The 23,699-nt window shown below is 57.8% G+C and carries 21 protein-coding genes; 6 read left to right on the forward strand and 15 right to left on the reverse strand.

The genetic code is table 11. From position 1 onward, the window contains the following. Nucleotides 1-95: 95 nt before the first annotated feature. The 4 genes from ACIPF8_RS14655 to ACIPF8_RS14670 all read right to left on the reverse strand — a co-directional run bounded on the left by ACIPF8_RS14655 (nt 96) and on the right by ACIPF8_RS14670 (nt 5,940). Nucleotides 96-2,726, reverse strand: coding sequence for a DNA topoisomerase III (locus ACIPF8_RS14655; protein ID WP_400422122.1), 2,631 nt, complete (start codon nt 2,724-2,726; stop codon nt 96-98). Nucleotides 2,727-2,996: 270 nt separating this feature from the next. Next, complete coding sequence (locus ACIPF8_RS14660) at nt 2,997-3,476, reverse strand: DUF494 family protein (protein WP_400422125.1); 480 nt, start codon at nt 3,474-3,476, stop codon at nt 2,997-2,999. Between the two features lie 152 nt (nt 3,477-3,628). After that, nucleotides 3,629-4,810 (reverse strand): DNA-processing protein DprA, encoded by a 1,182-nt coding sequence (gene dprA, locus ACIPF8_RS14665; protein ID WP_400422128.1) that lies wholly within the window; start codon nt 4,808-4,810, stop codon nt 3,629-3,631. 56 nt (nt 4,811-4,866) lie between these two features. Beyond that, nucleotides 4,867-5,940 carry a LysM peptidoglycan-binding domain-containing protein gene (locus ACIPF8_RS14670; protein WP_400422131.1) on the reverse strand — a complete coding sequence of 358 codons (1,074 nt, stop codon included), beginning with the start codon at nt 5,938-5,940 and terminating at the stop codon, nt 4,867-4,869. A 232-nt stretch (nt 5,941-6,172) separates the two neighbouring features. Here ACIPF8_RS14670 and def point away from each other — a divergent pair, with 232 nt between their 5' ends. The 3 genes from def (at nt 6,173) to ACIPF8_RS14685 (ending at nt 8,809) form a co-directional block, all read left to right on the forward strand. Next, nucleotides 6,173-6,703 carry a peptide deformylase gene (gene def / locus ACIPF8_RS14675; protein WP_400422133.1) on the forward strand — a complete coding sequence of 177 codons (531 nt, stop codon included), beginning with the start codon at nt 6,173-6,175 and terminating at the stop codon, nt 6,701-6,703. Nucleotides 6,704-6,945: 242 nt separating this feature from the next. Beyond that, nucleotides 6,946-7,902 carry a methionyl-tRNA formyltransferase gene (gene fmt / locus ACIPF8_RS14680; RefSeq protein WP_400422136.1) on the forward strand — a complete coding sequence of 319 codons (957 nt, stop codon included), beginning with the start codon at nt 6,946-6,948 and terminating at the stop codon, nt 7,900-7,902. Nucleotides 7,903-8,350: 448 nt separating this feature from the next. Further along, nucleotides 8,351-8,809, forward strand: coding sequence for a pilin (locus tag ACIPF8_RS14685; protein ID WP_400422139.1), 459 nt, complete (start codon nt 8,351-8,353; stop codon nt 8,807-8,809). A 284-nt stretch (nt 8,810-9,093) separates the two neighbouring features. On the opposite strand, the gene ACIPF8_RS14690 is transcribed toward ACIPF8_RS14685, so the two are convergent. The 11 genes from ACIPF8_RS14690 to ACIPF8_RS14740 all read right to left on the reverse strand — a co-directional run bounded on the left by ACIPF8_RS14690 (nt 9,094) and on the right by ACIPF8_RS14740 (nt 20,987). Next, nucleotides 9,094-9,945, reverse strand: coding sequence for a D-hexose-6-phosphate mutarotase (locus tag ACIPF8_RS14690; protein WP_400422142.1), 852 nt, complete (start codon nt 9,943-9,945; stop codon nt 9,094-9,096). Nucleotides 9,946-10,049: 104 nt separating this feature from the next. Beyond that, nucleotides 10,050-10,541 carry a GNAT family N-acetyltransferase gene (locus tag ACIPF8_RS14695; protein WP_400422144.1) on the reverse strand — a complete coding sequence of 164 codons (492 nt, stop codon included), beginning with the start codon at nt 10,539-10,541 and terminating at the stop codon, nt 10,050-10,052. Nucleotides 10,542-10,678: 137 nt separating this feature from the next. Beyond that, entirely contained in the window at nt 10,679-11,458 is a 780-nt protein-coding gene (phnE, locus tag ACIPF8_RS14700; RefSeq protein WP_400422147.1) for a phosphonate ABC transporter, permease protein PhnE, read from the reverse strand. A 27-nt stretch (nt 11,459-11,485) separates the two neighbouring features. Continuing rightward, nucleotides 11,486-12,460 (reverse strand): phosphonate ABC transporter substrate-binding protein, encoded by a 975-nt coding sequence (gene phnD / locus ACIPF8_RS14705; protein ID WP_400422149.1) that lies wholly within the window; start codon nt 12,458-12,460, stop codon nt 11,486-11,488. Between the two features lie 75 nt (nt 12,461-12,535). Next, on the reverse strand, nt 12,536-13,381 hold the full coding sequence (gene phnC, locus ACIPF8_RS14710; protein ID WP_400422152.1) for a phosphonate ABC transporter ATP-binding protein: 846 nt from the start codon (nt 13,379-13,381) through the stop codon (nt 12,536-12,538). 400 nt (nt 13,382-13,781) lie between these two features. Further along, nucleotides 13,782-14,888 carry a septal ring lytic transglycosylase RlpA family protein gene (locus ACIPF8_RS14715; RefSeq protein ID WP_400422154.1) on the reverse strand — a complete coding sequence of 369 codons (1,107 nt, stop codon included), beginning with the start codon at nt 14,886-14,888 and terminating at the stop codon, nt 13,782-13,784. Nucleotides 14,889-14,987: 99 nt separating this feature from the next. After that, nucleotides 14,988-16,100, reverse strand: a complete 1,113-nt coding sequence (gene rodA, locus ACIPF8_RS14720) for a rod shape-determining protein RodA (protein ID WP_400422156.1) — start codon at nt 16,098-16,100, stop codon at nt 14,988-14,990. 11 nt (nt 16,101-16,111) lie between these two features. Further along, nucleotides 16,112-18,130, reverse strand: coding sequence for a penicillin-binding protein 2 (gene mrdA, locus ACIPF8_RS14725; protein ID WP_400422159.1), 2,019 nt, complete (start codon nt 18,128-18,130; stop codon nt 16,112-16,114). A gap of 75 nt (nt 18,131-18,205) precedes the next feature. Next, entirely contained in the window at nt 18,206-18,718 is a 513-nt protein-coding gene (gene mreD / locus ACIPF8_RS14730; protein WP_400422162.1) for a rod shape-determining protein MreD, read from the reverse strand. Beyond that, on the reverse strand, nt 18,715-19,722 hold the full coding sequence (gene mreC, locus ACIPF8_RS14735) for a rod shape-determining protein MreC (protein WP_400422165.1): 1,008 nt from the start codon (nt 19,720-19,722) through the stop codon (nt 18,715-18,717). The genes mreD and mreC overlap by 4 nt, the downstream gene beginning before the upstream one ends. 221 nt (nt 19,723-19,943) lie before the next feature. Then, nucleotides 19,944-20,987: a rod shape-determining protein gene (locus ACIPF8_RS14740; RefSeq protein WP_061534782.1), complete on the reverse strand. Its 1,044-nt coding sequence runs from the start codon at nt 20,985-20,987 to the stop codon at nt 19,944-19,946. A 249-nt stretch (nt 20,988-21,236) separates the two neighbouring features. Between ACIPF8_RS14740 and gatC the strand changes: the two genes are divergently transcribed. The 3 genes from gatC (at nt 21,237) to ACIPF8_RS14755 (ending at nt 23,604) form a co-directional block, all read left to right on the forward strand. Continuing rightward, a complete protein-coding gene (gene gatC, locus ACIPF8_RS14745) occupies nt 21,237-21,539 on the forward strand; it encodes an Asp-tRNA(Asn)/Glu-tRNA(Gln) amidotransferase subunit GatC (RefSeq protein WP_400422169.1) in 303 nt (100 codons plus the stop codon). A 61-nt stretch (nt 21,540-21,600) separates the two neighbouring features. Next, a complete protein-coding gene (gatA, locus tag ACIPF8_RS14750; RefSeq protein ID WP_400422172.1) occupies nt 21,601-23,067 on the forward strand; it encodes an Asp-tRNA(Asn)/Glu-tRNA(Gln) amidotransferase subunit GatA in 1,467 nt (488 codons plus the stop codon). Nucleotides 23,068-23,082: 15 nt separating this feature from the next. Further along, nucleotides 23,083-23,604 (forward strand): hypothetical protein, encoded by a 522-nt coding sequence (locus tag ACIPF8_RS14755; protein ID WP_400422175.1) that lies wholly within the window; start codon nt 23,083-23,085, stop codon nt 23,602-23,604. Nucleotides 23,605-23,699 lie beyond the last annotated feature (95 nt).

Here is a 23,699-nt window from a genome sequence, read left to right on the forward strand (position 1 = left end):
TCTACATCGGCAAGCCAATAATCGATTAGATTCATCGGTACGCCAGATACAAAAAAAACCGCTCATCGAGCGGTTTTTTTCTTTCAACGTAATGCTTATGCAGCTTTGCGCTTGGCAACCACGCGCTTGGGTGCAGCCTTCTTCGCCACCGCTTTTTTGGCCGCCGGCTTTTTCGCTACGACTGCGCTGGCCTCACCGGTTTCATCCTCGACAGCCGCCGCCTTGGCCTTGCCCTTGGCAGGCGCCTTGGCTTTGCGTTCTTCAAACTCGAAGCTCACCTTGCCATCCTTGCCCTTGACCAGGAACGCCTTGAACGGACGACGCGTGCGTTGCGAAATAAAACCTGGCAGCAAATCGGTCTTGCCATCGTTCAGCAGCTTGACCATCTGCTCCGGCAGGATTTCCTGCTGCAGGATGATGCGGCCGCTACGGAAATCGCAGGTCTTCGGTTTGGCGACCGCTTTTTCGCAGACATAGGCCAAGCCCATTTCATACACGCCGCTGGCGCATTTCGGACATGGGCCGAGCGCGGTCTGGCCGGTGAAATCGACACCCTCGCCATCTTCGCCTTCACCATCGTTCTGGCCGAAATCGAATTCCAGCTTGAAGTTCTTGATTTCTTCATCGCGGCTGATTTTCAGGATCGCAGCAAACGGCCGGCCCATCTTGGAGCGGAAGCCTTGCAACGGACCGATGGTGCGCTTGGTCAGCAATTCCTCGACTTCAGGAATTTCAAACTGACGGCTGCCCGGCGTCTTGCTCATCGAGAATTCGCACTTGGTGCAGGCGAAGCGACGATAATTTTCCTTGACCACGCTGCCACAATTCGGACACGGCGCCAGCAGCGTCGCATAGTCGCCGGGGATGGTGTCGTTATCGTATTCCTTGGCGCGCTTGACGATGATCTGGGTCAGCTGCGCGATTTCGCGCATGAACTCTTCACGGCTGATGGTGCCGCGCTCGATCTGCGACAGCTTGTGTTCCCATTCGCCGGTCAGTTCCGGTTCGGTCAGTTCATCGACACCGAGGCCGTGCAGCAGCGTCATCAGCTGGAACGCCTTGGCGGTCGGCATCATTTCCCGGCCTTCGCGCAACAGGTATTTTTCGTTCAGCAAACCTTCGATGATGGCAGCGCGCGTCGCCGGCGTGCCGAGGCCCTTGCCGGCCATTGCTTCGCGCAACTCGCCATCGTCCAGCAACTTGCCGGCGCCTTCCATGGCTGACAGCAAGGTCGCTTCCGTGTAGCGCGCAGGCGGTTTGGTGACCAGGCCGTTGGCGGTAATCTTGTCGGTCTTGACCTTCTCATCCTTGGCTACGGCAACCAGCGTGCCGCTGTTTTCCGTATCCTTCTCATCCGCGGCTTCCTTGCCGTAGATCGCCAGCCAGCCCGGATTGGTCATGACCTTGCCTTCAGTCTTGAACTGATGGCCGGACACTTCGGTGTAACGGGTGGTGACCTGGAACTCGGCAGCCGGGAAAAACACTGCCATGAAACGGCGCGTCACCAGGTCATACAATTTCTGTTCCGGCTCCGACAGATTCTTCGGCGCCTGCGTGGTCGGGATGATCGCAAAGTGATCGCTGATCTTGGTATTGTCGAAGATCCGCTTGTTCGGCTTGACCCAACCCTTGTTCAGTATCTGCGCGGCGAACTGCTGGTAGTTATTGTTCTCGGAGACCGTTTCCAGCGTTTGCTTGACGGTGCTCAGGTAATCTTCCGGCAGATGGCGCGAATCGGTACGCGGGTAAGTCAGCACCTTGTGCTTTTCGTACAGTGCCTGGGCCAGGCCCAGGGTGTTCTTGGCGGAGAAGCCGAAACGCGAGTTGGCTTCGCGCTGCAGGCTGGTCAAGTCGAACAGCGCCGGCGCCATCGAGGTGGTCGGCTTCGATTCTTCACGCACCGCGCCCATCTTGCCGCGGCAGGCGGCCACGATCGATTCGGCGGCAGCCTTGCTCCACAGGCGTTCGGCGCGCTTTTCCGGATCGTTCTCATCCTTCTTGTGCGCGGTATCGAGCCAGCGGCCTTCGTAGATGCCGGCGGCGCAGACGAATTCGGCGCGCACTTCCCAGAAATCGCGCGGCACGAATTTCTTGATCTTCTCTTCACGCTCGACCACGATCGACAAGGTCGGCGTCTGCACGCGGCCGACGGTGGTCAAATAGAAACCGCCTTCTTTCGAATTGAAGGCGGTCATTGCGCGCGTGCCGTTGATGCCGATCAGCCAGTCCGCTTCGCTGCGACAGCGGGCGGCATCGGCCAGCGGCAGCATGTCCTTGTCTTCGCGCAGATGGGTGAAGCCGTCGCGGATCGCGCCCGGCGTCATCGATTGCAGCCACAGGCGTTTGACCGGCTGCTTGGCTTTAGTATATTGCGCAATCAGGCGGAAAATCAGCTCGCCTTCGCGCCCGGCGTCACATGCGTTGATCAGAGACGTGACGTCCTTGCGCTTGATCAGCTTGTTGAGCACCTTGAGGCGCGACTCGGTCTTGGCGATCGGATTGAGCGCAAAGTGCGGCGGAATCATCGGCAGATGGGTGAAGGTCCATTTGCCGCGCTTGACATCGTATTCTTCAGGAACCGCGATTTCCAGCAGGTGGCCGACCGCGGAGGACAGGACGTATTCGTCGGATTCAAAGTACTCATCGTGCTTGGTGAAGCCGCCGAGCGTCTTCGCGATATCGTTCGCGACAGAAGGTTTCTCAGCAATGATGAGGGTCTTGCTCATAGTGTTGTCTCGAAAGTGGCGCGCATTATTTCAGCGCATTATTTTGCTTTTGCTCGCAATGGGTTAATCGTGCTCAAGGCAGCCTCTGAAGCATGAGCCTGATTGCCGAATGGAAATTTTTCCATAATATATCAGCAAACAACTCAGTCAACATCGCAGCAGACCTCAAGGCCAACCTCGCAACTGCGGGCAAATGATAAGCGGGTTGTTGGGAAAGTCGCAAGCGCGGCCGAATAAGCCGTGCATGTAGTTAGTTGGGGTCAATCGCGTTTAGTGCAACTGGCGCGGTTCCGGATCATCGTCTTCGTCGATAAACAATTCATCGAACATCAGGCCGTCCGGCTCCTTGCCCTGGCTCCATAGCACCATCAATACGATCACCTTGAGTTTATCGAGCGGGACCGGAGTCTCGCTGACAGTCAACGCACGCTCGATGACGATCTCGCGTTGGACCGGGTTGAGCATCTTGGCCGATTCCAGGAACTGGATGAAGCCGATTGCGGGAATGCCCAGCACGTCGATCTCTTGCTGAGCGTAGACGCGGATGCCAAAGGAAAAGGCCGTTTGCTGCGGATACTTATCGGCGAATTCGTGATTGGTTTCCGCCAGGTCGGTCAGCCAGCCGAGCGCCTTGGCAATCTCGTCTTCTTCAAAGCCGATCGCCGACAGCTTCTTGACCAAAGCCTCCGGTTCAGGGCAGGCATCGGGCCGATAATAAGTTTCATACAGATAAACGAGGACTTCAAACATGGTTCTACTGTATCGCTAAGGTAAGAGTAAGACAAGTGACAGAGAGATGGTTACCCGCTGCGGTATACGTATACAAGTATCGCAGGATTTATGCAACGCTGCCCATAATGACAAAATTGCATCCCGGCATCCAGCGACACAATCCGGCCGCATCAGCCTACCCGCCGATAGATTCCGCCCGGCAGAACTTCAACCAGGCCGGCCAGTTCCAGCTCAAGCAACTGCCCATTCAAAGTTGCCACATCACAACCACTACGCGCCACCAACTCGTCCAGACTGACCGGATCATACCCGAGTATGACGAGCAGCTTGCCTTTGCCGCCGTCCTGGTCGTCCGCTACAGCGCTTTCCTCGCCGGCCTTGACCGCTGCAGCCTGGGACTCGATCCGGACCGCAGCAGGGCCGCGCAGCGCGCCCAGTTCTTCCAGGATATCCTGCGCCGATTCCACCAGCTTGGCGCCCTGCTTGATCAGTTGATGGCAGCCTTTCGCCAACGGCGAATGAATCGAACCGGGAATCGCAAACACATCGCGCCCCTGCTCCGCCGCCATCCGCGCGGTAATCAGCGAACCGGATTTCAACGCCGCCTCGACCACCAGCACGCCGTTTGAAAGGCCCGAGATAATGCGGTTGCGCCGCGGAAAGTTGGCGGCGACGCCAGGCATGCCGAGCGGATACTCGCTGACAATGCAACCCGTTTCGGCAATACGATGCGCCAGCTCGCGATTCCGCGCCGGATAGACAATGTCGGCGCCGGTGCCGATCACCGCCACCGTACTGCCGCCATCGGCATTGCCCGCCGCACCGCGCAAACCGCCCTGATGAGCGGCAGCGTCGATGCCCAGCGCCAGCCCGGAAATGATCGTCAGACCGCGCTGGCTGAGCGTCTCGGCAAAGCGATCGGCATTGGCGATCCCTTGCACCGTGGCATTGCGGCTGCCGACCACCGCCAGCGACGGCCGACTCAACAGCTCGGCGCGTCCCTTGACATACAACATCAACGGCGGATCGGAGATATCCAGCAGTGCCTGCGGATAGCCGCTATCGGCCAATGTAAACAACTGGTTGCCGGGCTGCTGCAGCCATTCCAGCGTACGATCGATCAGCGCCAGCAACGCATCCGATGGCGCAGCCAGCAGCGCATAGGCAATGCGCTCAGGCACGACTTTGTGCAAGGCGGAAAATGAAACGGAGAAAATATTTGCCGGCAGGCCGAAGGAGGCCAGCAGACGGCGCGCGGTTTCGGCGCCGACACCGGCGGTCTGCTCAAGACGCAGCCATGCGGCTAGCTCGGTCGCATCCACCGCGTCCGTCGAGACATTCCGGTGGGTCAAGCCTGACCCACCGCTGACAGGAGAAATATCTGTATTAACAGCAACAACCTTTAAATTTACTCCGGCGACCTGGCTACATCGCCGATGTCGACCGTATTCTGGACTTCCATAATCAAGCCATACGAAATATGGTTGAAGACGCGGAAAATGAACAGGGTACCGTATTGTTCGTCAGGCAGCTTGACCTTCTTGTTGTGGTCGGCCGGATCGGCAATGGTTTTGCCAAAACGATACAGCTGCAGCACGGTGCCGACATCGATATTCTCGTTCTTGCCCTGGTTGATCGTCGCGATCTGGTTCTGCGCTGCAGTAGCGACACCGCCGTAGATCGATACGATGCGGGCGTTGACGCTGTTGGCCGGAGCATGCGGCACGTAGTTCAGGATCGGCTCGATCGGACGCGGAATGATACGGTCGCCGACTTGCATTTCTTCCTTGGTGTCGACCACGCTGAAAGTGTGCGCCTCATCCGGCGTACTGCCCTTGCGATCCAGCTTCAAAGTGCCGAGATACAAGGCTTCATTGGCGATGACCTTGCCGGTGACCGGATCCTTGAGCGCGTTGCCCGGACGGAACACCTGGAATGCAGTAGCATCTCCCAGATCACCGCGCACATAAGCCTTGTCGCCCTTGCCCAGATTCAGGTGGCCGTCCTGCACCGCGACGATGTGCGGCGCATGCGCCAGTTCGCCATCCTCGATAATCAGCGGCTGCGACAGGAACGGGCCGATTGCATCGGTCGAAATCGCCGTGATGGCATCGCGTCCGACGCCCTGCACTCGCGTTTGCGGCGACAGCTTGACGACGCCAGGCTCGCCACCCATCTCATTGCCAAGGCGCAGGCGGCCGCTGGCGCGGTCGAAATACACGATCTGGCCCGGATAAATCCAGTGCGGATTATGGATCTGTTCCTGATTCAGGCCCCAGACTTGCGGCCAGCACCACGGGTGCTGCAGAAACTGCCCGGAAATTCCCCACAGCGTATCGCCACGCACTACCACGTGCTGGTCGGGGGCATTGGCCAAAAACTCACAACGCATGGGCGTCGCCGACTGCGCGTAAGCCATAGTCGAAATGCCAAATCCCGCGCTTAAAGCAAGAAGGAGTGCAGCTGTGCTAAACTTTTTCATATCGTTTCCGGTGGTTACTGCGTTAAATTGGCGCCTAAACCCTTGAGGACCTCGAAAAAACCTGCTGCATGCCATCGCTACGGTTTTCGAGGCCCCCTTGTTGGCTCGTCGCCCTGGCTTTGATCGAGGCAAAGCAAAAAACTTGCCATAGTGAATCAAATTTTGCCCATAATCGATTGAACTAGCAAGAGAAAACCCCTTCCCAACCGCCTAATTTGTTACGTAACCTCGTATGTCTTTATTAAATATCCTGCGCTATCCTGACGCTCGCTTGCACAAAATTGCCAAGCCAGTGACAGTTTTTGACACCCGCCTCAAAAAATTGATCGCCGACATGGCTGAAACCATGTACGACGCACCCGGCGTCGGCCTGGCCGCTTCGCAAGTCGATGTCCATGAACAACTGGTGGTGATTGACACCTCCGATGGCGGCACCGATCTGCGCGTATTCATCAATCCCGAAATCCTTTGGGCCAGTGAAGAAAAGCAGATCTACGACGAAGGCTGCCTGTCGGTGCCCGGCGTCTACGACGGCGTCGAACGTCCGGCACGCGTGAAGGTACGCGCTCTCGATGCCGACGGCAAGCCATTTGAAGTCGATGCAGACGGCCTTCTGGCGGTCTGTATCCAACACGAAATGGATCACCTGCAGGGCAAGGTATTCGTCGAATACCTGTCGCCGCTGAAGCGTAATCGAATCAAGGCCAAGATGCTCAAGGAAGAACGCGAGCAGAAACGCGACAAGCAATACGCAACAAGATAAAGCTGTTGTGATTACGAAACAAAGCGCAAGAATCGCCAACTGTGCGACTCTTGCGCTTTCGTACATTAAAAGCTCGCAAGGCCTGCGCTTTGCTGCTGGCTTGCACAGTCCTTCATTGTCAAAATGAGTTGCTCGAATAAGTCGTTCGAAGCTCTTCCAATCGTCATTCGGATAAGCCCAAGCGCCGCATTGTTCGCGTTGCCGGTCTTTGAGCCCTGTCCTTCAATTGCTATGATCGCACCATGAAAATTATCTTTGCGGGTACGCCCGAATTTGCCGCCGTGGCATTGCAAGCCCTGCACGATGCCGGTCACGAAATCACGCTGGTGCTGACCCAGCCCGACCGCCCAGCCGGTCGCGGCATGCAACTGCACGCATCGCCGGTCAAGCAATTCGCACTGGCGCATCAGATCCCGGTGGCGCAGCCGGTATCGCTGCGGCTCGACGGCAAGTATCCGGATGTCGCCCAGGAAGCACACGCACTGTTGCAAGCAACGCCGCACGACATCATGGTGGTCGCCGCCTACGGCCTGATCCTGCCGACCAGCGTGCTGACCATTCCACCGCATGGCTGCCTCAACATCCACGGTTCGCTGCTGCCGCGCTGGCGCGGTGCAGCGCCTATCCATCGCGCGATCGAAGCCGGCGACACCGAGACCGGCATCACCATCATGCAGATGGACCAGGGACTCGACACCGGCGCCATGCTGCTGATCGAAACACTGCCAATCGCAGCCAGCGACACCACCGGTTCGCTGCACGACAAGATGGCGAAGCTTGGCGGTGAAATGATCGTCGAGGCACTACGCCGCCTAGAACAAGGCAACTTGCCGGCAACACCGCAACCCGAGCAAGGCGTCACCTACGCAGCCAAAATCAGCAAGGAAGAAGCGGCCCTGGATTTCACGCTGCCGGCCGAAGTACTGGAACGCAAAATCCGCGCATTCAATCCGTTCCCGGCCGCCTCCGCAACATTCGCAGGCACCACGTTGAAGCTGTGGCAGGCACAGCTTGTCGAAACCAGCGAAGGCAAACACGCACCCGGAAGCATCATCAGCGCCGACCCGCAAGACGGCGTGATCGTTGCCTGCGGCAGTGGCGCATTACGCATCACAGAATTGCAAAAGCCTGGCGGCAAGCGACTGCCGGCGGCGGAGTTTTTGCGGGCCTTTCCGATGCAAGGCGGGCAGTTCGATTAAAAGAATACGGCCCGTTCAAATTGACACATTTGCGGGCCGTCTGTCTCATCTGATTGCGCTTATCAAGTCGATTTGAATCGCCGAATTCGAACGCCATCCCTATCCCCCTCGCTTCAACTTTCCACATCCTGAATCACGAGCTCGTCCTCGCCATTTAAGACGTTTGCCGATTTCATTTACGCGGGCCATCGATAAACTGAAGCATGTCTTGTCGCATCCCATATCGCATTAGCGTGCGTTGATGGGATCGACATCAGACGTCTGGCGTCGGATCAAGTCGGTGGCGGCAAAGCGGCAATTTTTCCTTTTGAAAATTTGTCTGTGCAATGTCGATGATCTGACAAACATCCTCGTTTTTCACGCCGAGCCAGTCGGCATTTCTGATTTCCTGATCGCAGGAAATCGCTGGCTTCTTACGCGCGAAATTTTCTCTTAAAGGGATAGGCAAATGAAAAAAATTAAAATGGCGAAATCTGTACAGCGTGGCTTCACGTTGATCGAGTTAATGATTGTGGTGGCGATCATTGGTATCTTGGCTGCTGTTGCGGTGCCAACTTATCAAAACTATGTAGCGAAATCACAAATAGCGACCGGCCTGGCCGAAATTACTCCGGGAAAAGTGAATGCCGAAAGCGCACTCGCTGCGGGAATTACTGAAGTCATCACCGATGTAACCAAACTCGGGCTGAAAGCGACCACTCAGCGCTGCGCAATTACCGCGAGTATTGGTACAGATGGCGCAAGCACCATTACCTGCACGCTATCTGGGAGCTCACAGGTTGCGGGGAAAACTGTGACATGGACACGCATCGCAGATACCGCTGCAGCTGATCTTGGTCCAGGGACTTGGGCGTGCACTTCAACCGCATCTGCGGCATTGAATCCAAAAGAATGTTCGGGAGCATAACCTAGCTCTTCGCGATTCAAAGTTCGAACATTACAAAACGCTAGCGCGGAGGTATTGCCGTTCAGCGAAAACTGAACGGCATTATCATTTTCGAGAAGTGGTAGGGTGGGCACTGGTGCCCACGCGGGAGGCTCCTCACTTATTTAGTGAGTTCGGCGTGGGCAGAAATCTGCCCACCCTACGACTCGGCGCCTTGCCTCTGCGCCTGCCGCTCCCGCGAACGCGGGAATCCAGTTTCAAAGAAATAACATTTCCTTCGGAGTCGAGGCCACCGCAGTATGAGATTAAGCGACGGTGAGGCACTCGAGATTTTGATATCCGCTCCAGCTGCCATGCGGCGCCAGCGCTATCGGATGTTCGACGGCAGCAGCTTCCACGCAGACAAAATGCTGGTATGAATCGAGCTTCAGGTCGGCGATTTTTTCGCAGCCGTTTTCCCATGGGTTCCATACCACCGCATCGGCAAAGCCGGATTGCGTGGCGATGATGCTGTGCTTGCGACCGCTTACAGTGATCGGCTTGTCGACTGAAAAATACACGCGATCTACTTCCCTGGTGATATGCAGGGGCTCTTCATCCGCATGTTTGATGCGGCGGCCGTCGACCGAGTCACGGTAGCGATAGCCGTTGAGGCCGTATAGCGCTGTGTCGGCAATCTGCGCATCCAGGTAGGTATGCAAGGCGCAGGTGAAATCGAAGGATTGGTCGCCGTTGTTGGTCACTACCAACTCGGTGTTGAGGGTCTGGCCGGAGAACTCGACGCGTAGCTCCAACGCAAAGGCATGCGGAAAAATCTTCCTGGTTTCCTCGGAATCGCTGAGGCCTAGCCGCAGCAATCCGCTACCATCGGTTTGCTGCGACGACTCCAGCAAAGTCCATGGACTGACACGGGCAAAGCCATGCTTGGGCAGCGGTCCCTCGCTGGCGAATTGCGGAAAAATTACCGGAATGCCGCCGCGGATTGCGCTGTCGCTGCGCCAGTTGTTCAACGGGCTCATGAACAAACGTTCGACGCCGTCCGGCGTGCGCCAGGAGCAGACGTGGCCGCCGTGCAAGGCAAGCTCCACCTGGGCGCCGTCGGCTGCGGTGGCGACGATGAATTCGTTGGTCGGTTGTTGGTTTTCCGGATTGGACAAGGTTTTCTCTCCTCAGGCTATCCGTCTATTATGCGCCCACGCCAGGCATTTCCCAATGCCCCGGCGAGCGTCGGCGTGCAGTCCACGCGCAGTCGACGTTATGCTCACACCGATTTGGGCGCTGGAATGGCCAGGCTAATCCCATGCTGTTTGAAACCGAAATTCTCGTAGAAGCGATGAGCGTCCATGCGCTTCAGGTTGGACGACAGCGCAATTTTGTAGCAACCGGCCTCGCCGGCAATCCGCACCGCGTGATCAAGCATCACGCTGCCAATGCCCTGGCCACGGCAAGCGCGGCTGATGACGACGGCGTCGAGCACGGCTTGCTGGGTTCCTTCGTGAGTCAGGCTGCAAAACACCAGGATACTGAAGGTGCCAACCGCAACGCCATCGGCAAACACCAGGTAGGCCCGGAAATACGGATAGGCGGCCATCTTGTGCATGATCTGGCGGGCGCCGTCGGCGTCCAGGGTGGCATCGCGCGTCGGTTCGTCATCCATTTCGGCCAGTAGGGCCACTAAGGTTTCAGCATCGTCGAGTGTCGCTTGGCGTACCGTTACGTGCGGCAACGAATCGATGGAAGTGGGGGAAGTCATGCGTCTTTACTCCATATCGGGATGATGCAGAAAATAAAGATCATACCGAAAATCCGGCGCACGAAAAAAATGGCGCTATCGACTTGCGATAACTCGCAAGCGATGCGCCATCAACGGGAATCCGGATTGAAACTTGATTAAATGAACAATTTACGCAAGCGCGATGACACCAGATCGATCAGGCTGACCGCAATCACGATCATGATCAGCACCGAGCAGGTCTGTGCATATTCAAAACTGCGGATCACTTCCCACAGGATCACGCCGATGCCGCCGGCGCCGACCATGCCGACCACCGTCGCCGAGCGCACATTGGCTTCGAAACGGTACAGCACGTAGGAAATCCAGAGCGGCATCACTTGCGGCAACACGCCGTAGACGATTTCTTCCAGCGCATTGGCGCCGGTGGCGCGTATGCCTTCGACCGGTTGCGGATCGATTGCTTCGACCGCCTCCGAAAACAACTTCGACAAGGTGCCCGTAGTCGCCACGAACAAGGCCAGCACGCCGGCAAATGGCCCCAGCCCGACCGCCACCACGAACAGCATCGCGAACACCATTTCGTTGATCGCTCGTGCCGCATCCATCAAACGGCGCACCGGCTGGTTGACCCAGGGCGGCGCGATGTTGGAAGACGCCAGCAGACCGCACGGCACCGCGCACACCACTGCCAGGGCTGTGCCCCAGACAGCGATCTGGATGGTGACCAGCAGCTCTTGCAGATAAGTGCGCCACTCGTGGAAGTCCGGCGGGAAGAAGCTGGCGGCATAGGTGCCCATGTTACCGCCGTCGCGCAGCAGTTCCAGCGGCCGCATGTCGGCGCCCTTCCAGGAGGCGATCAGGACGGCCAGCAGCACGCCCCAGAACAACGTGCGGCCAATCGATTGCTTTGGCGGCTCAAGGAACGTGGTTTGCATTTTCAGAGGTACGGAACTTGTCATTGCTTAGGATTTGGCCAGGTCGGACATTTTGCGGTTGATGTCATCCAGCTTGGCTTTCTTTTCATCGGCGCTCAGGTTGGTGTCGGATTCGATCTTGCCTTTTTGCTTGAACAGTTCCAGTTGGCGGATCGGGTTCAGCTGGGCATCATTCGATTCTGCGAAACCGCTGTATTGCAGCTTGGCCAGTTGCGCTTTTTCCTGTGCGGCGTTAGGACCGGTCTTGCCATAGCTCAGGAAGAACTCCTTGATCTTGGCCTTGGTGTCGGCTGGCAGATCCTTGCGCCATACCAGTGGGTCAGCAGCGATCAGCGGCGATTTCCAGACGATGCGGACTTCCTTGGCGACGGCCGGTTGACGCTCTTCGATACGGTCCATCGTGTCTGATGCAAACACGGCGGAATCGATCTGCTTGTTGGCCACAGCCAGGATGTTGGCTTCGTGGTTCGAAGTACGGATCACTTTGAACGCGGTCTTCGGATCGACATTGTTCTTGGCGAAGATGTAGTAGTTCGGCAGCAGGTAACCGGAAGTCGAGTTCGGATCGCCGATACCGAAAGTCAGGCTTTTCGAATTTTTCAGGATATCGTCGATGCTCTTGTATGGGCTGTCTTTGGACACACCGACCAGGCTGTAATAGCCCGATGTGCCATCTGGATTGACCACGTGTGCAAACACTTCACCGCTGGCGCGGTCAACCGCTTCCATCGCCGATTTGTTGCCGAACCAGCCCATCTGCACTTTGCCGAAACGCATGCCTTCGATGATGCCGGCGTAGTCGGAAGCGAAGAAGCCATTCACCTTGATGCCGATGCGCTTGCTCATTTCATCCAGCACCGGCTGCCAGTCCTGCTTCAGGTTTTGCGACGATTCGGTCGAAATGATGCCGAAGTTCAGCACTTTAGCGTCGTCAGCGTGAGCAACCGAAGCTGTCACTGCCAGCATTGCCATGGCCACGCCGGAAAATAATTTTGCAAACATGATTTGAAACTCCTGATTGTTATGAGAGCTACGAGTGGTGTTAGGTATTTAAATTGTTGCCGGGCGCGATTCCGTTCAGGCAGCTACGGCAAGTGCCGGTATGCTGTCGAACGGCGTCGGTACTGCTACCGCTGGGCGGGTCAGGGTATTGGAACCGCCCAGGATGTCTTCTGCTTCACTGCCGTATAGTTCACGCAGCATTGGCTCGGTCAGTGCGCTGGAAGGGCCGTCGTACACCACACGGCCTTTATGCAAGGCCACCGTGCGTGGGCAAAAACGCAAGGCGACGTCGACCTGGTGCAGCGATACAATCACGGTGCTGCGATCGCGCTGGTTAACATCAGCCAGCGTTTGCATTACGCGGCGCGCCGATTCCGGATCGAGCGAGGCGATCGGTTCGTCGGCCAGCACGATGCGCGCTTTCTGGACGATGGTGCGGGCAATCGCAGCGCGTTGCTGCTGGCCGCCGGACAGTGCCGAAGCACGTTTGTAGGCGTGGTCGGAAATACCGACGCGCGCCAGCGCTTCCAGGCCCAGGGCCTTTTCTTCAGCAGTAAACAATTTGAAGCAGCTGCGCCAGAGCGGGATGCGTGACAAGCCGCCGGTCAGGACATTGGTCAGGACCGGCAGGCGGCCGACCAGGTTGAACTGCTGGAACACAAAACCGACATTGGCGCGCACCGCGCGGATGTTGCGATCGACGACGCCGTCTTTCTGCACCGATTTACCATCGATGACAATTTCGCCGCCGCTGGCATCGGCCGACATCAATCCCGAAATATGGCGCAACAGTGTCGATTTTCCGGAGCCGGAAGCACCGATCAATGCCACCATTTCGCCCTGGGCAAATGATAGGGAAACATTGTCGAGCGCGCGGAAACCGCCTCGGAATGTCTTCGATAAACCTTTGATTTCAACCATGATATATACCGCCAATGGGCTTTTGGAATGGCCGAAGTATTGCGGTCAAATATGTCAGGCGTATGAAAGTTTTATGACCATTCGATTACAAACCGAAAAATGTAGACAATCTACAACCCGATTTTTGGCTGCTTTCATCGCTTAAAAAGTGCTCTTTTGCACGGAAAGTCAGCTGTGCGGGACCCGGTTATGCGTGAACCAGCAATGTGACGAAATCGCTCGGCTCATGTGCCCGATCATAGGCAACGTGCCTCTGCCGGGCTGGGTAGGCTGATGAAAATTACAGGGAATGGAGTGGGCTTGGACGTACAGTTGTGATGACGGCAACGAACGAGCACGACCTACCGTGCCGGCCCGGCGCGCCGGATGCAAAACAAGGGAACGATATTAGGGAAATAGCTTAACGTTGCACCACAATCGGATTGACGCTGCTGCGTTGGCGGATTTGCTGCAGGATGCTGTCGGCATCGGAACGGTTTGCGTAAGGTCCGGCGTAAAGACGATACAGGCCGTTGACCGCGACGCTGTTGAGAGTAGTGACCACTCCCGACAATTCCTGCATTAGGCGATTGCGAGCGCCTTCGGCATTGGCTTGCTGCGCATAGGCGCCGAATTGCAGGTAGAAGCCGCTGGCCAGGGTATTTTCACTATCGCCCTGCGGCATACCTGGTGCGGCGGCAGCGGGGGAAGATGGCGGATCGAGCAGCAGCGGCTGCGACGTCAGCACCGGCATGTCTACCGCTTCAGTCGTCACGATTGCCGGCGCACTGTTGTCCCTGAGCGGCTCAACTTGCACTTGTCGCTGCGGCGGCGCGGCGGCCAGCGTGCCGTTCTGGCGCTGCTTGTTCATGGCGATGATATCGGCCGGCAGCAAACGCTCCACTTCCAGTTCACCGCTGCCGCTGCCGAGGTAACCGAGCTTCAGCGCCGCGGTATAAGACAGGTCAATGATGCGGCTGGAGTGGAACGGACCACGGTCATTCACGCGCACGATCACCTGCGCGCCGGTTTTCAGGTTGGTGACACGGGCGTACGATGGAATCGGCAAGGTCGGATGCGCTGCCGTCATCTTGTACATGTCGTACAGTTCGCCGGACGAGGTTTTCTGCTTGTGGAATTTCTTGCCGTACCAGCTGCCGATACCGCGCTGCTTGAACGGCTGGTCGTCGGTCATCGGCGTGTAGGTCTTGCCAAACACAACATAAGGCTTGTTGCCAGTGCGCGAGTAGGGTTCGACGGTCGGTATGGCGTCAGGCACATCGAGCAAACCTTCCGGTATCGCGTCGCCAGGACCATCGTCCTTGTAATAGCCGCCACGCCCGGAGCCGGCCGGCGGCAATGCTGGAATCCCGCGGCCGGCGTTGCCGCTGGAGGCGGTCTTGGTCGGTGGAGCGGATGCCGAAGGCGCTTTCGGCGAGCTGCCGCAGCCAACCAGAATCAGCGACAACAACAGCGTGCTTGCGTACCCCGCAAGGCTGATGTGACGTCGGTTATGGTTGGATGGCATGCACTCTCCCTGGCAATTCGGATGTTGGTGAAAACGAAAATAACTGCATCGATGGACCGCACTTTTGCCATGCAAGTTCCATCGCAGCGGGTACGGCAATCAGGTCTGTATCAGCTTGCGATGACGCTGAATGCTCATCAGTATGCCAGCGCCCAGGCCCAGCGTCACCAATGCCGTACCGCCATAACTCATCAACGGCAACGGCACGCCGACCACTGGCAGGATGCCGCTGACCATGCCCATGTTGACGAAGGCATAAGTAAAGAAAATCAAGGTGATGGCGCCGGCCAGCAGGCGCGTGAACATGGTTGGCGCATTCACTGCGATCATCATGCCGCGGCCGATCAGCAGGATGTACAGGAACAACAGCACGCCATTGCCGATCAGGCCGAACTCTTCGGAAAATACGGCAAAAATGAAGTCTGTGGTGCGTTCTGGGATGAACTCCAGATGGGCTTGCGTGCCTTTCAGCCAACCCTTGCCGAAAATACCACCGGAACCGACTGCGATGGTCGACTGGATGATATGGAAGCCCTTGCCGAGCGGATCGGAAGTTGGATCGATCAGCATCATCACGCGCTGTCGTTGATAATCGTGCAAGACCGACCACAGCACCGGCAGGCTGGCGCCGACTGCGACCGCCAGGCCGATCAGGATGCGCCACGACAGACCGGCCAGGAAGATCACATAGAAGCCGGCCGCCAGCACCAGCGTACCGGTGCCCAGGTCCGGCTGACGGATGATCAAGCCGACCGGCAGCACCAGCAGCAACGCCGCCACCACGTAATCACGCCAATTGATCATGCCTTCGCGTTTCTGGAAATACCAGGCCAGCATCAGCGGCATCGCGATTTTCATGATTTCGGATGGCTGGATGACCATGCCGATGTTGATCCAGCGGCGCGAACCTTTTTTCACGATGCCGAACACCGCCACGGCAATCAGCAGCGACACGCCCAGCGCATACACCGGTATCGCGAAACGCATCAAGGTCTGCGGCGGAATGTTCGCAGCCACCCACATGATCACGAACGCCACCAGGATGTTGCGCAACTGATCTTCGACGCGTCCCGGAAAATCGATCCCGGCTGAATACAGTGTGACAATGCCGACCGACAGGATCAGAAACATGATCAACGACAGAGCGCCATCGAATACCGCAATATGCGATTTGATGCTTTGCCATACAGTATGTTTGTCGGTCAGATTCATGATTCTTCTAGTCACTCGCGATTGCCCGGCGTTACCTCGCCTGGCTTGTAGCTATCTTCAGATTTATCGCCAGAGCCGACCTCAGCGCCGGGCGGCGGCACGGCGGCATCCGGCGGCGCTGCAGCGTCGTCTGCTGATTCAGCTGCAGTTGCAGCGCCCGGCGTCTTGCCGACTACGCCAGGACGTTTCCCCAGCAGATAATAATCCATCGCCTTGCGCACGATCGGCGCCGCTGCGGTGGCGCCCCAGCCGCCGTTTTCCACGATCACTGCAATCGCAATGCGTGGTTTGTCGGCCGGTGCAAAACCGATGTACCAGGCGTTGTCGGCCAGGCGCGTGCCATTATGCCGCTTGTCGTATTTCTCGCCTTGCTTGATGCCCAGCACCTGCGCCGTTCCGGTTTTGCCGCCGGAGTCATAGCCGGCGCCGGCAAAGATGGCGCGACCGGTACCTTCGCGCGTCACGCCTACCATCGCCTTCTTGATGAAATCGACATTTTCCTGTTTCAACGGAATCCGGTAACTTTCCTTCGGCACGGTTTGCGTCTGCGCGCGCGTGGTGCCGTCTTCAATGATCTTGACCAGATGCGGCTTCATGACGACGCCATCGTTAACCAGCGTCGCTACCGCATGCGCCATTTGCAAAGGCGTAAAGGCGTTGAAACCCTGGCCGATACCGAGCGAAATGGTGTCGCCGCCGACCCATTTCTGCGCAGCCACCCGTTTGTAGTATTTGCGTTTCCAATCGGTCGAAGGCAGGATGCCGCGTTGTTCGTGTTCCAGATCGATGCCGGTCAACTGGCCGAAGCCGAACGGTTTCATGAAGTCATGAATGGTGTCCGGGCCCAGATCGTTGGCCAGCATGTAGTAATAGGTATCGCACGATTCGACGATCGACTTGTACATGTCGACCCGGCCGTGGCCGCCCACCTTGTCGTCGCGGAATTGGTGGCCACCCAACATGAAGTAGCCGAGATCGTTGATGGCAAACGACGTGGTGCGCTTGCCCAGTTCCAGCGCGGCCAGCGCCATGAACGGCTTATAAGTCGAGCCGGGCGCGTAGGTGCCGCTCATCGGACGATTGATCAGCGGATGATCGGGAGAGTTGTTCAACTCGTCCCAGCTTTGCTGGTCGATACCTTCGACAAACAGGTTGGGATCGAATGACGGCTGCGACACATAGGCCAGCACATCGCCGGTGGACGGCTCGATCGCCACCAGTGCGCCACGCCGGCCGGCGAATGCTTCCTCGGCCACTTTCTGCAGTTCGATATCGATCGACAGGATCAGGTTGTCGCCCGGCGTCGCCGACACGTGCGACATGCTGCGCACCGCGCGACCGCTGGCGGCAATCTCGATCTCTTCGTAGCCGGTGGTGCCGTGCAGCTGCCGCTCGTAGCTCTTTTCCAGGCCATCCTTGCCGATGTAGCTGGTGCCTTTGTAGTTGGCAGCATCGTCGCTGTCGTCGATGCGGTCGGCATCCTTCTGGTTGATGCGGCCGATATAGCCAATCACGTGCGCCGCCACCTCGCCCAGCGGGTACTGGCGGAACAGGCGCGCCTGCACATCGACGCCGGGGAAGCGATAACGCTGCGCGGTGAAGCGTGCAACTTCCTCATCGCTCAAACGGGTACGGATCGGCAGGCTGGCAAAGCTCTTTGAATCTTCCAGCAATTTCTTGAAGCGGCGTCGATCCTTCGGCGTGATGGTGACCACCTGCGCCAGGTCGTCAATCAGGCTTTCGAGGTCGCCCTTGATTTTGGAGCGGGTGATTTCCAGCGTGTAGGCAGAATAATTGCGCGCCAGGATGACGCCATTGCGGTCCATGATCAGGCCGCGGTTCGGCACCACCGGCACCAGCGAAATCCGGTTGTCTTCGGCTTGCGCCGCATAGGCATCGTGACGCACCACCTGCAGCCAGATAAAACGCGCGCACAACAGGCCGAAGCAGATCAGCACGAACACGATGGCGGCGGTGATCCGCAACCGGAAGTTTCGTAGTTCGCGTTCGGTGTTCTTGAATTCGGTCATAGTTAATATTGCACCAGCGGATACTCCACCTGCGATTGCGGCATCGGCAAGCCGTCCAGCCCGCCGATGCGAAAACTAAATGGGGCGGTTGTCATCACGGTTCACGGCACGTCGTTGCGGCGCCAGCAGCAGCCAGACCACGAGCGGCCACAACGCGACAGAAACGAAGCTCTCGGCAAAATACAGCCAGCCGGGAAATTTGCCGCTGACCAGCATGCGGATCACCAGTTGTATCAATTGCGTCATCAGCATCAGCGGCAACACATGCAGAGCTTGCACGCCGACCGAAAACCACAGGACGCGACGGTGGATCATGATCGCAAAATACGACAGCAGCGTGTATGCCAACGCGTTCTGGCCCAACAGCGTCGCTTCATGCACGTCCATCAGCAGGCCCATGCAAAAGGCAATGCCGATGCCGATCTTGCGCGGTTGATGAATGCTCCAGAACACCAGGACCAGCGCAACGAAATCGGGAACGCCGGGCCATTGGCCCCAAGGCAGCAAGTTCAGCAGGAAAGCCGCCAGCAACGTCATTGCAATGAACAACGGATTGGCAGGCAACAGGATGTAATGTGGGCGCATCATTGGACACCAGCTCCGCGTGGATTCTTGCGCGCCGCGTCCGGACCGCCTTCCTTGGCGGCTTCTTTCGCCGCCTCCTTCTTGTCGCGGGTGCTCTCGGTCAGGCGGCGCTTGTTGAGTATGTCGTCCTTGCTGTTGGCGACAGCCGGTTCATCGTCGGGACGGGCGACCGGATTCGGATCGACCAACAGGATCAACAACTGAGTATGGCGATCGATGCCGGCTACCGGCTCGCAAACGATATGGGCAAAAGCATCGGTCGATTTGCTCTCTACCTGAATCACCTTGGCCACTGCCAGGCCGGCGGGATAGACGCCGTCGATGCCGGAAGTCACCAGCAGGTCGCCCTTCTGGATATCGGCATTGGAGGACATGAAACGCAAATCAAGATAACCGGACTGGCCGCGTCCATAAGCAACGCTGCGCAACCCGTTGCGCAGCACCTGCACCGGGATCGCCTGGTCCTTGTCGGTCAGCAGCGTCACCTCGGAGGTGAACGGGAAAACGCGCGTGACCTGGCCGACGATACCGGCATCGTCGATCACCGGCTGACCAGTCGCAATGCCTTGCTGCGAGCCGCGGTCCATGATCACCTTGCGCGCAAACTGGTCGCGAGCGTCGTACAGGATTTCACTCATCACCGACTTCACCTGCAAGCGCTCCTGCGCTCCCAGCAATTTGCGCAGCTGGGTATTTTCAGCGGCAAGCTGCTGTGCCTGCTGCAACTGCTGCGCGCGCGCGCCTTGCTGGCTGCGCAATGCCTGGTTTTCTTTCTCCACCGTCGATAGCGTAGAAAAATAATCGACAACCTTATTCGCCGCGTCGCGCGGCACCAGGGCTACCATCTGCAACGGATAAAGCGCGGTGCCGACCGCTTGCCGCAATATCAGCAAGGCATGAATCCGGGAATCGGCAATCAGCAGCGCCAGCGCCAGCAGCGTGCATATCACCGCCTTGGCGCGGGCGGAAGCACCTTGCTTGAAGAGGGGTGGTGGACTGTATTCCATCAATGACAGACAGATTGGGATTGGTTAGCAACGGGTGGCGCCGACAGGCGCAGCATGGATTGCCGCACTTGCTTGCACCCCCGCTCAATTGCCGGTATCGCTGTGACGCAGATGCCGCAGATACGAAAGCGGGTCGCATGCACTAGTGCACCGACCCGGTTGCCGTCACCCGACCTCAAGACCAGCAAGGAGAGGTGGGGCAAGCGTCGCATCAGTCTGGATTATTCGTAGGAAAAGATCGAACCCAGCTTGTCCATCCGCTCCAGCGCCATGCCGGAACCGCGCACCACGCAGGTCAGCGGGTCTTCGGCGACGATCACCGGCAAGCCGGTTTCTTCCATCAGCAGGCGATCCAGATCGCGCAGCAGAGCGCCACCACCGGTCAGCATCATGCCCTTCTCGGCGATGTCGGCGCCGAGTTCCGGCGGCGTCTGTTCCAGCGCGTTCTTGACGGCCGAAACGATGTTGTTGAGTGGATCGGTCAATGCTTCCAGGATTTCATTGCTGGAGATGGTGAACGAACGCGGGATGCCTTCCGACAGGTTGCGTCCCTTGACTTCCATTTCACGCACTTCGGAGCCTGGGAAGGCCGAGCCGATTTCCTTCTTGATCGCTTCTGCGGTCTGTTCGCCGATCAGCATGCCGTAGTTGCGGCGGATGTAGTTGACGATGGCTTCGTCGAACTTGTCGCCGCCGACGCGGACCGAACCCTTGTAGACCATGCCGCCCAGCGAGATGATACCGACTTCGGTAGTGCCGCCGCCGATGTCGACCACCATCGAACCGGTTGCATCCGACACCGGCAAGCCGGCGCCGATGGCTGCAGCCATTGGTTCTTCGATCAGGAACACCTGCGAAGCGCCGGCGCCCAGCGCCGATTCGCGAATCGCGCGACGCTCAACCTGGGTCGAACCGCAAGGGACGCAGATGATGATGCGCGGCGAAGGCTTGAACAGCTTGGTGTCGTGCACCATGCGGATGAATTGCTTGAGCATTTGCTCGGTGACGGTGAAGTCGGCAATCACGCCGTCTTTCATCGGGCGAATCGCCTCGATGTTGCCAGGAACTTTACCCAGCATCTGTTTTGCTTCCTTACCAACGGCTTGAATTGTCTTCTTGCCGTTAGGACCGCCTTGCTGGCGAATCGCCACAACCGATGGCTCGTCCAGGACGATACCTTGATCGCGTACATAAATCAGCGTATTCGCGGTACCCAGGTCAATCGCCAGGTCGTTCGAAAAGTAACTGCGTAAAAATCCAAACATGAATTGTTCCAATGCGCAACAATAATGCGCTTAAACGTTTTTTAGGGGGGTGTCTAGTATCCGGCGCATGGCAAAGATCGATTACCTGCCGCATGGACGCAACATTCTACCTTATAATTTGACTCAAATTAGGGCGTATGGCGCTCAAAATGCTTGCTTTTTGCAAATCCAGGGTAGTTCTCCTACAAGCATATACTTTCCTTTTTAACCACATTTATGCAAGCGCGCTCCAGCGCGCCCTCGAAAATCATGTCATTAGCCCTTTCCGACGTTAAGCGCATTGCCAATTTGGCACGCCTCGAACTCACCGAAGACCAAGCTGCCTCCACCCTGGACAAGCTGAACGGCATCTTCGGCCTGGTCGAGCAAATGCGCGCGGTCGACACCACCGGCATTGAGCCGCTGAGCCATCCGATAGCAGCGATCCGCGACGATCTTTGCCTGCGTTTGCGTGAAGACGAAGTGACCGAGCCGAACCGCCGCGAAGACTATCAGGCAGTTGCCCCGGCCACCGAAGACGGCCTGTATCTGGTGCCCAAGGTCATCGAATAAATTACTCGCACCTGCTTGCGCCCCTGGCGCCGTCACGCAAAGTTAATATTAAAAAGTACTCATGCATACCAAAACACTCAAGCAACTGTCGGTGCTGCTGCACGAAAAGAAAATTTCCGCCGAAGAGCTGGCAAAACTGTATCTGGCCCGCATCCAGCAAAGCGATCTCAACGCTTTCCTGCATGTCGACCAGGACCTGACGCTGCAACAGGCGCGCGCCGCCGATCAGCGCCTGGCGCAAAACGACAGCACCGTCCTGACCGGCGTGCCGATCGCTCACAAGGATATTTTCGTGACGCGCGGCTGGCGCTCCACCGCCGGTTCGAAGATGCTGGAAAACTACGTCAGTCCGTTCGACGCCACCGTAGTGGAACACTTCAACAACGCCGGCATGGTGACGCTGGGCAAATTGAATTGCGACGAATTCGCGATGGGCTCGTCGAATGAAAATTCGCACTTCGGCCCGGTCAAGAATCCATGGGACAAGCTCGCGATTCCAGGCGGCTCATCCGGTGGTTCGGCCGCCGCAGTTGCTGCGCGCCTGGCGCCGGCAGCCACCGCCACCGACACCGGCGGCTCGATCCGTCAACCCGCCGCCATGTGCGGCGTGACCGGCATCAAGCCGACCTACGGCAGCGCCTCGCGCTTCGGCATGATCGCCTTTGCCTCGTCGCTCGACCAGGCCGGCCCGATCGCGCAAACCGCGGAAGACTGCGCATTGCTGCTGAACGCAATGACCGGTTTCGATCCGCGCGATTCGACCAGCCTGGAACGTAAAAAAGAAGATTTCAGCCGCGATCTGAACAATGATCTGAAGGGCCTGCGCATCGGCATTCCGCGTGAATATTTCAGCGCCGGCCTGGCGCCGGATGTCGAGCAGGCAGTGCGTGTCGCGTTGCACGAATATGAGAAGCTGGGCGCCAAACTGGTTGAGATTTCGCTGCCGAAAACCGAGCTGTCGATCCCGGTTTATTACGTGATCGCGCCGGCCGAAGCATCGTCCAACCTGAGCCGCTTCGATGGCGTCCGTTACGGCCATCGCGCGGCCGATTACAAGGACCTGGCCGACATGTACAAGAAGTCGCGCGCGGAAGGTTTCGGTGAAGAAGTGAAGCGCCGCATCCTGGTCGGCGCCTATGTACTGTCGCACGGTTATTACGACGCGTATTACCTGCAGGCGCAAAAGATCCGCCGCCTGATCGCCGAGGATTTCCAGAATGCGCTGAGCGGCCCGAACCGCCAGTGCGACGTCATCATGGGGCCGGTATCGCCAACCGTGGCGTGGGACCTGGGCGCCAAGGCCGACGATCCGGTCGCCAACTATCTGGCCGATATTTACACGCTGTCGACCAGCCTGGCAGGCCTGCCCGGCATGTCGATCCCGTGCGGCTTCGGCAGCGGCGAGAAGAATGCGCGGCGCCCGGTCGGACTGCAGATCATCGGTAACTATTATGACGAAGCCAAGTTGCTGAACGTCGCGCACCAGTACCAGCGCGTGACCGACTGGCACCTGCGCGCGCCTGACTAAAAAGTGAAACGCGCCATGCCATCGACCACGCGCAACAGCGTCCGCCGCAGTTGCCTGCTGCTGTTTATGCTGGCAACGACGCTACTGGCGCCGGTCGTCCAGGCGCAGCAGCTGCAGACCAAGTTCGGCTGCAACATGACGCGCGATCAAGATGGTGAAAAGGTGATTTACGGCGACACCGGCGAATTCAAGCTCAACGGTGAGCGCATCGAAGCATTGCGCTGGGAATCGGCGCTGTACCGGCCGACCCATGGCTTCGAATGCAGCATCGACACCAGCGACGATCCGCAGGCTGAAGTTGAACACGACGGCAACAAGGATAACTGGCGCATCACCTTGAAAGATCCTGTCGCCGCACGTCACCAGCGCGGCTACGATTTTTATAATCACGGCATGAACTGCAGTATCCGCCTGCAGCGCGACGGCGACAAACTGCACGTGATACCGAGCTGTCCGGCGCTGTGCGGCTCACGCGGAAATTTTACGGAGCTGTCGGTGGATTTGAAAACCGGCGAATGCAGTTACGAGCAAAAATAATTGCAGGATCAAGCTGCAAAGCCATCGCAGGGTGGGCAAATTTTTTTGCTCACGCGTATCGAAAAAAGAAGTAAAAATGAAATTGATGTAGCGCG

This window comes from Collimonas sp. NPDC087041 (genome assembly GCF_044745265.1).
In the GTDB taxonomy this organism is placed as follows: Bacteria; Pseudomonadota; Gammaproteobacteria; order Burkholderiales; family Burkholderiaceae_D; genus Collimonas.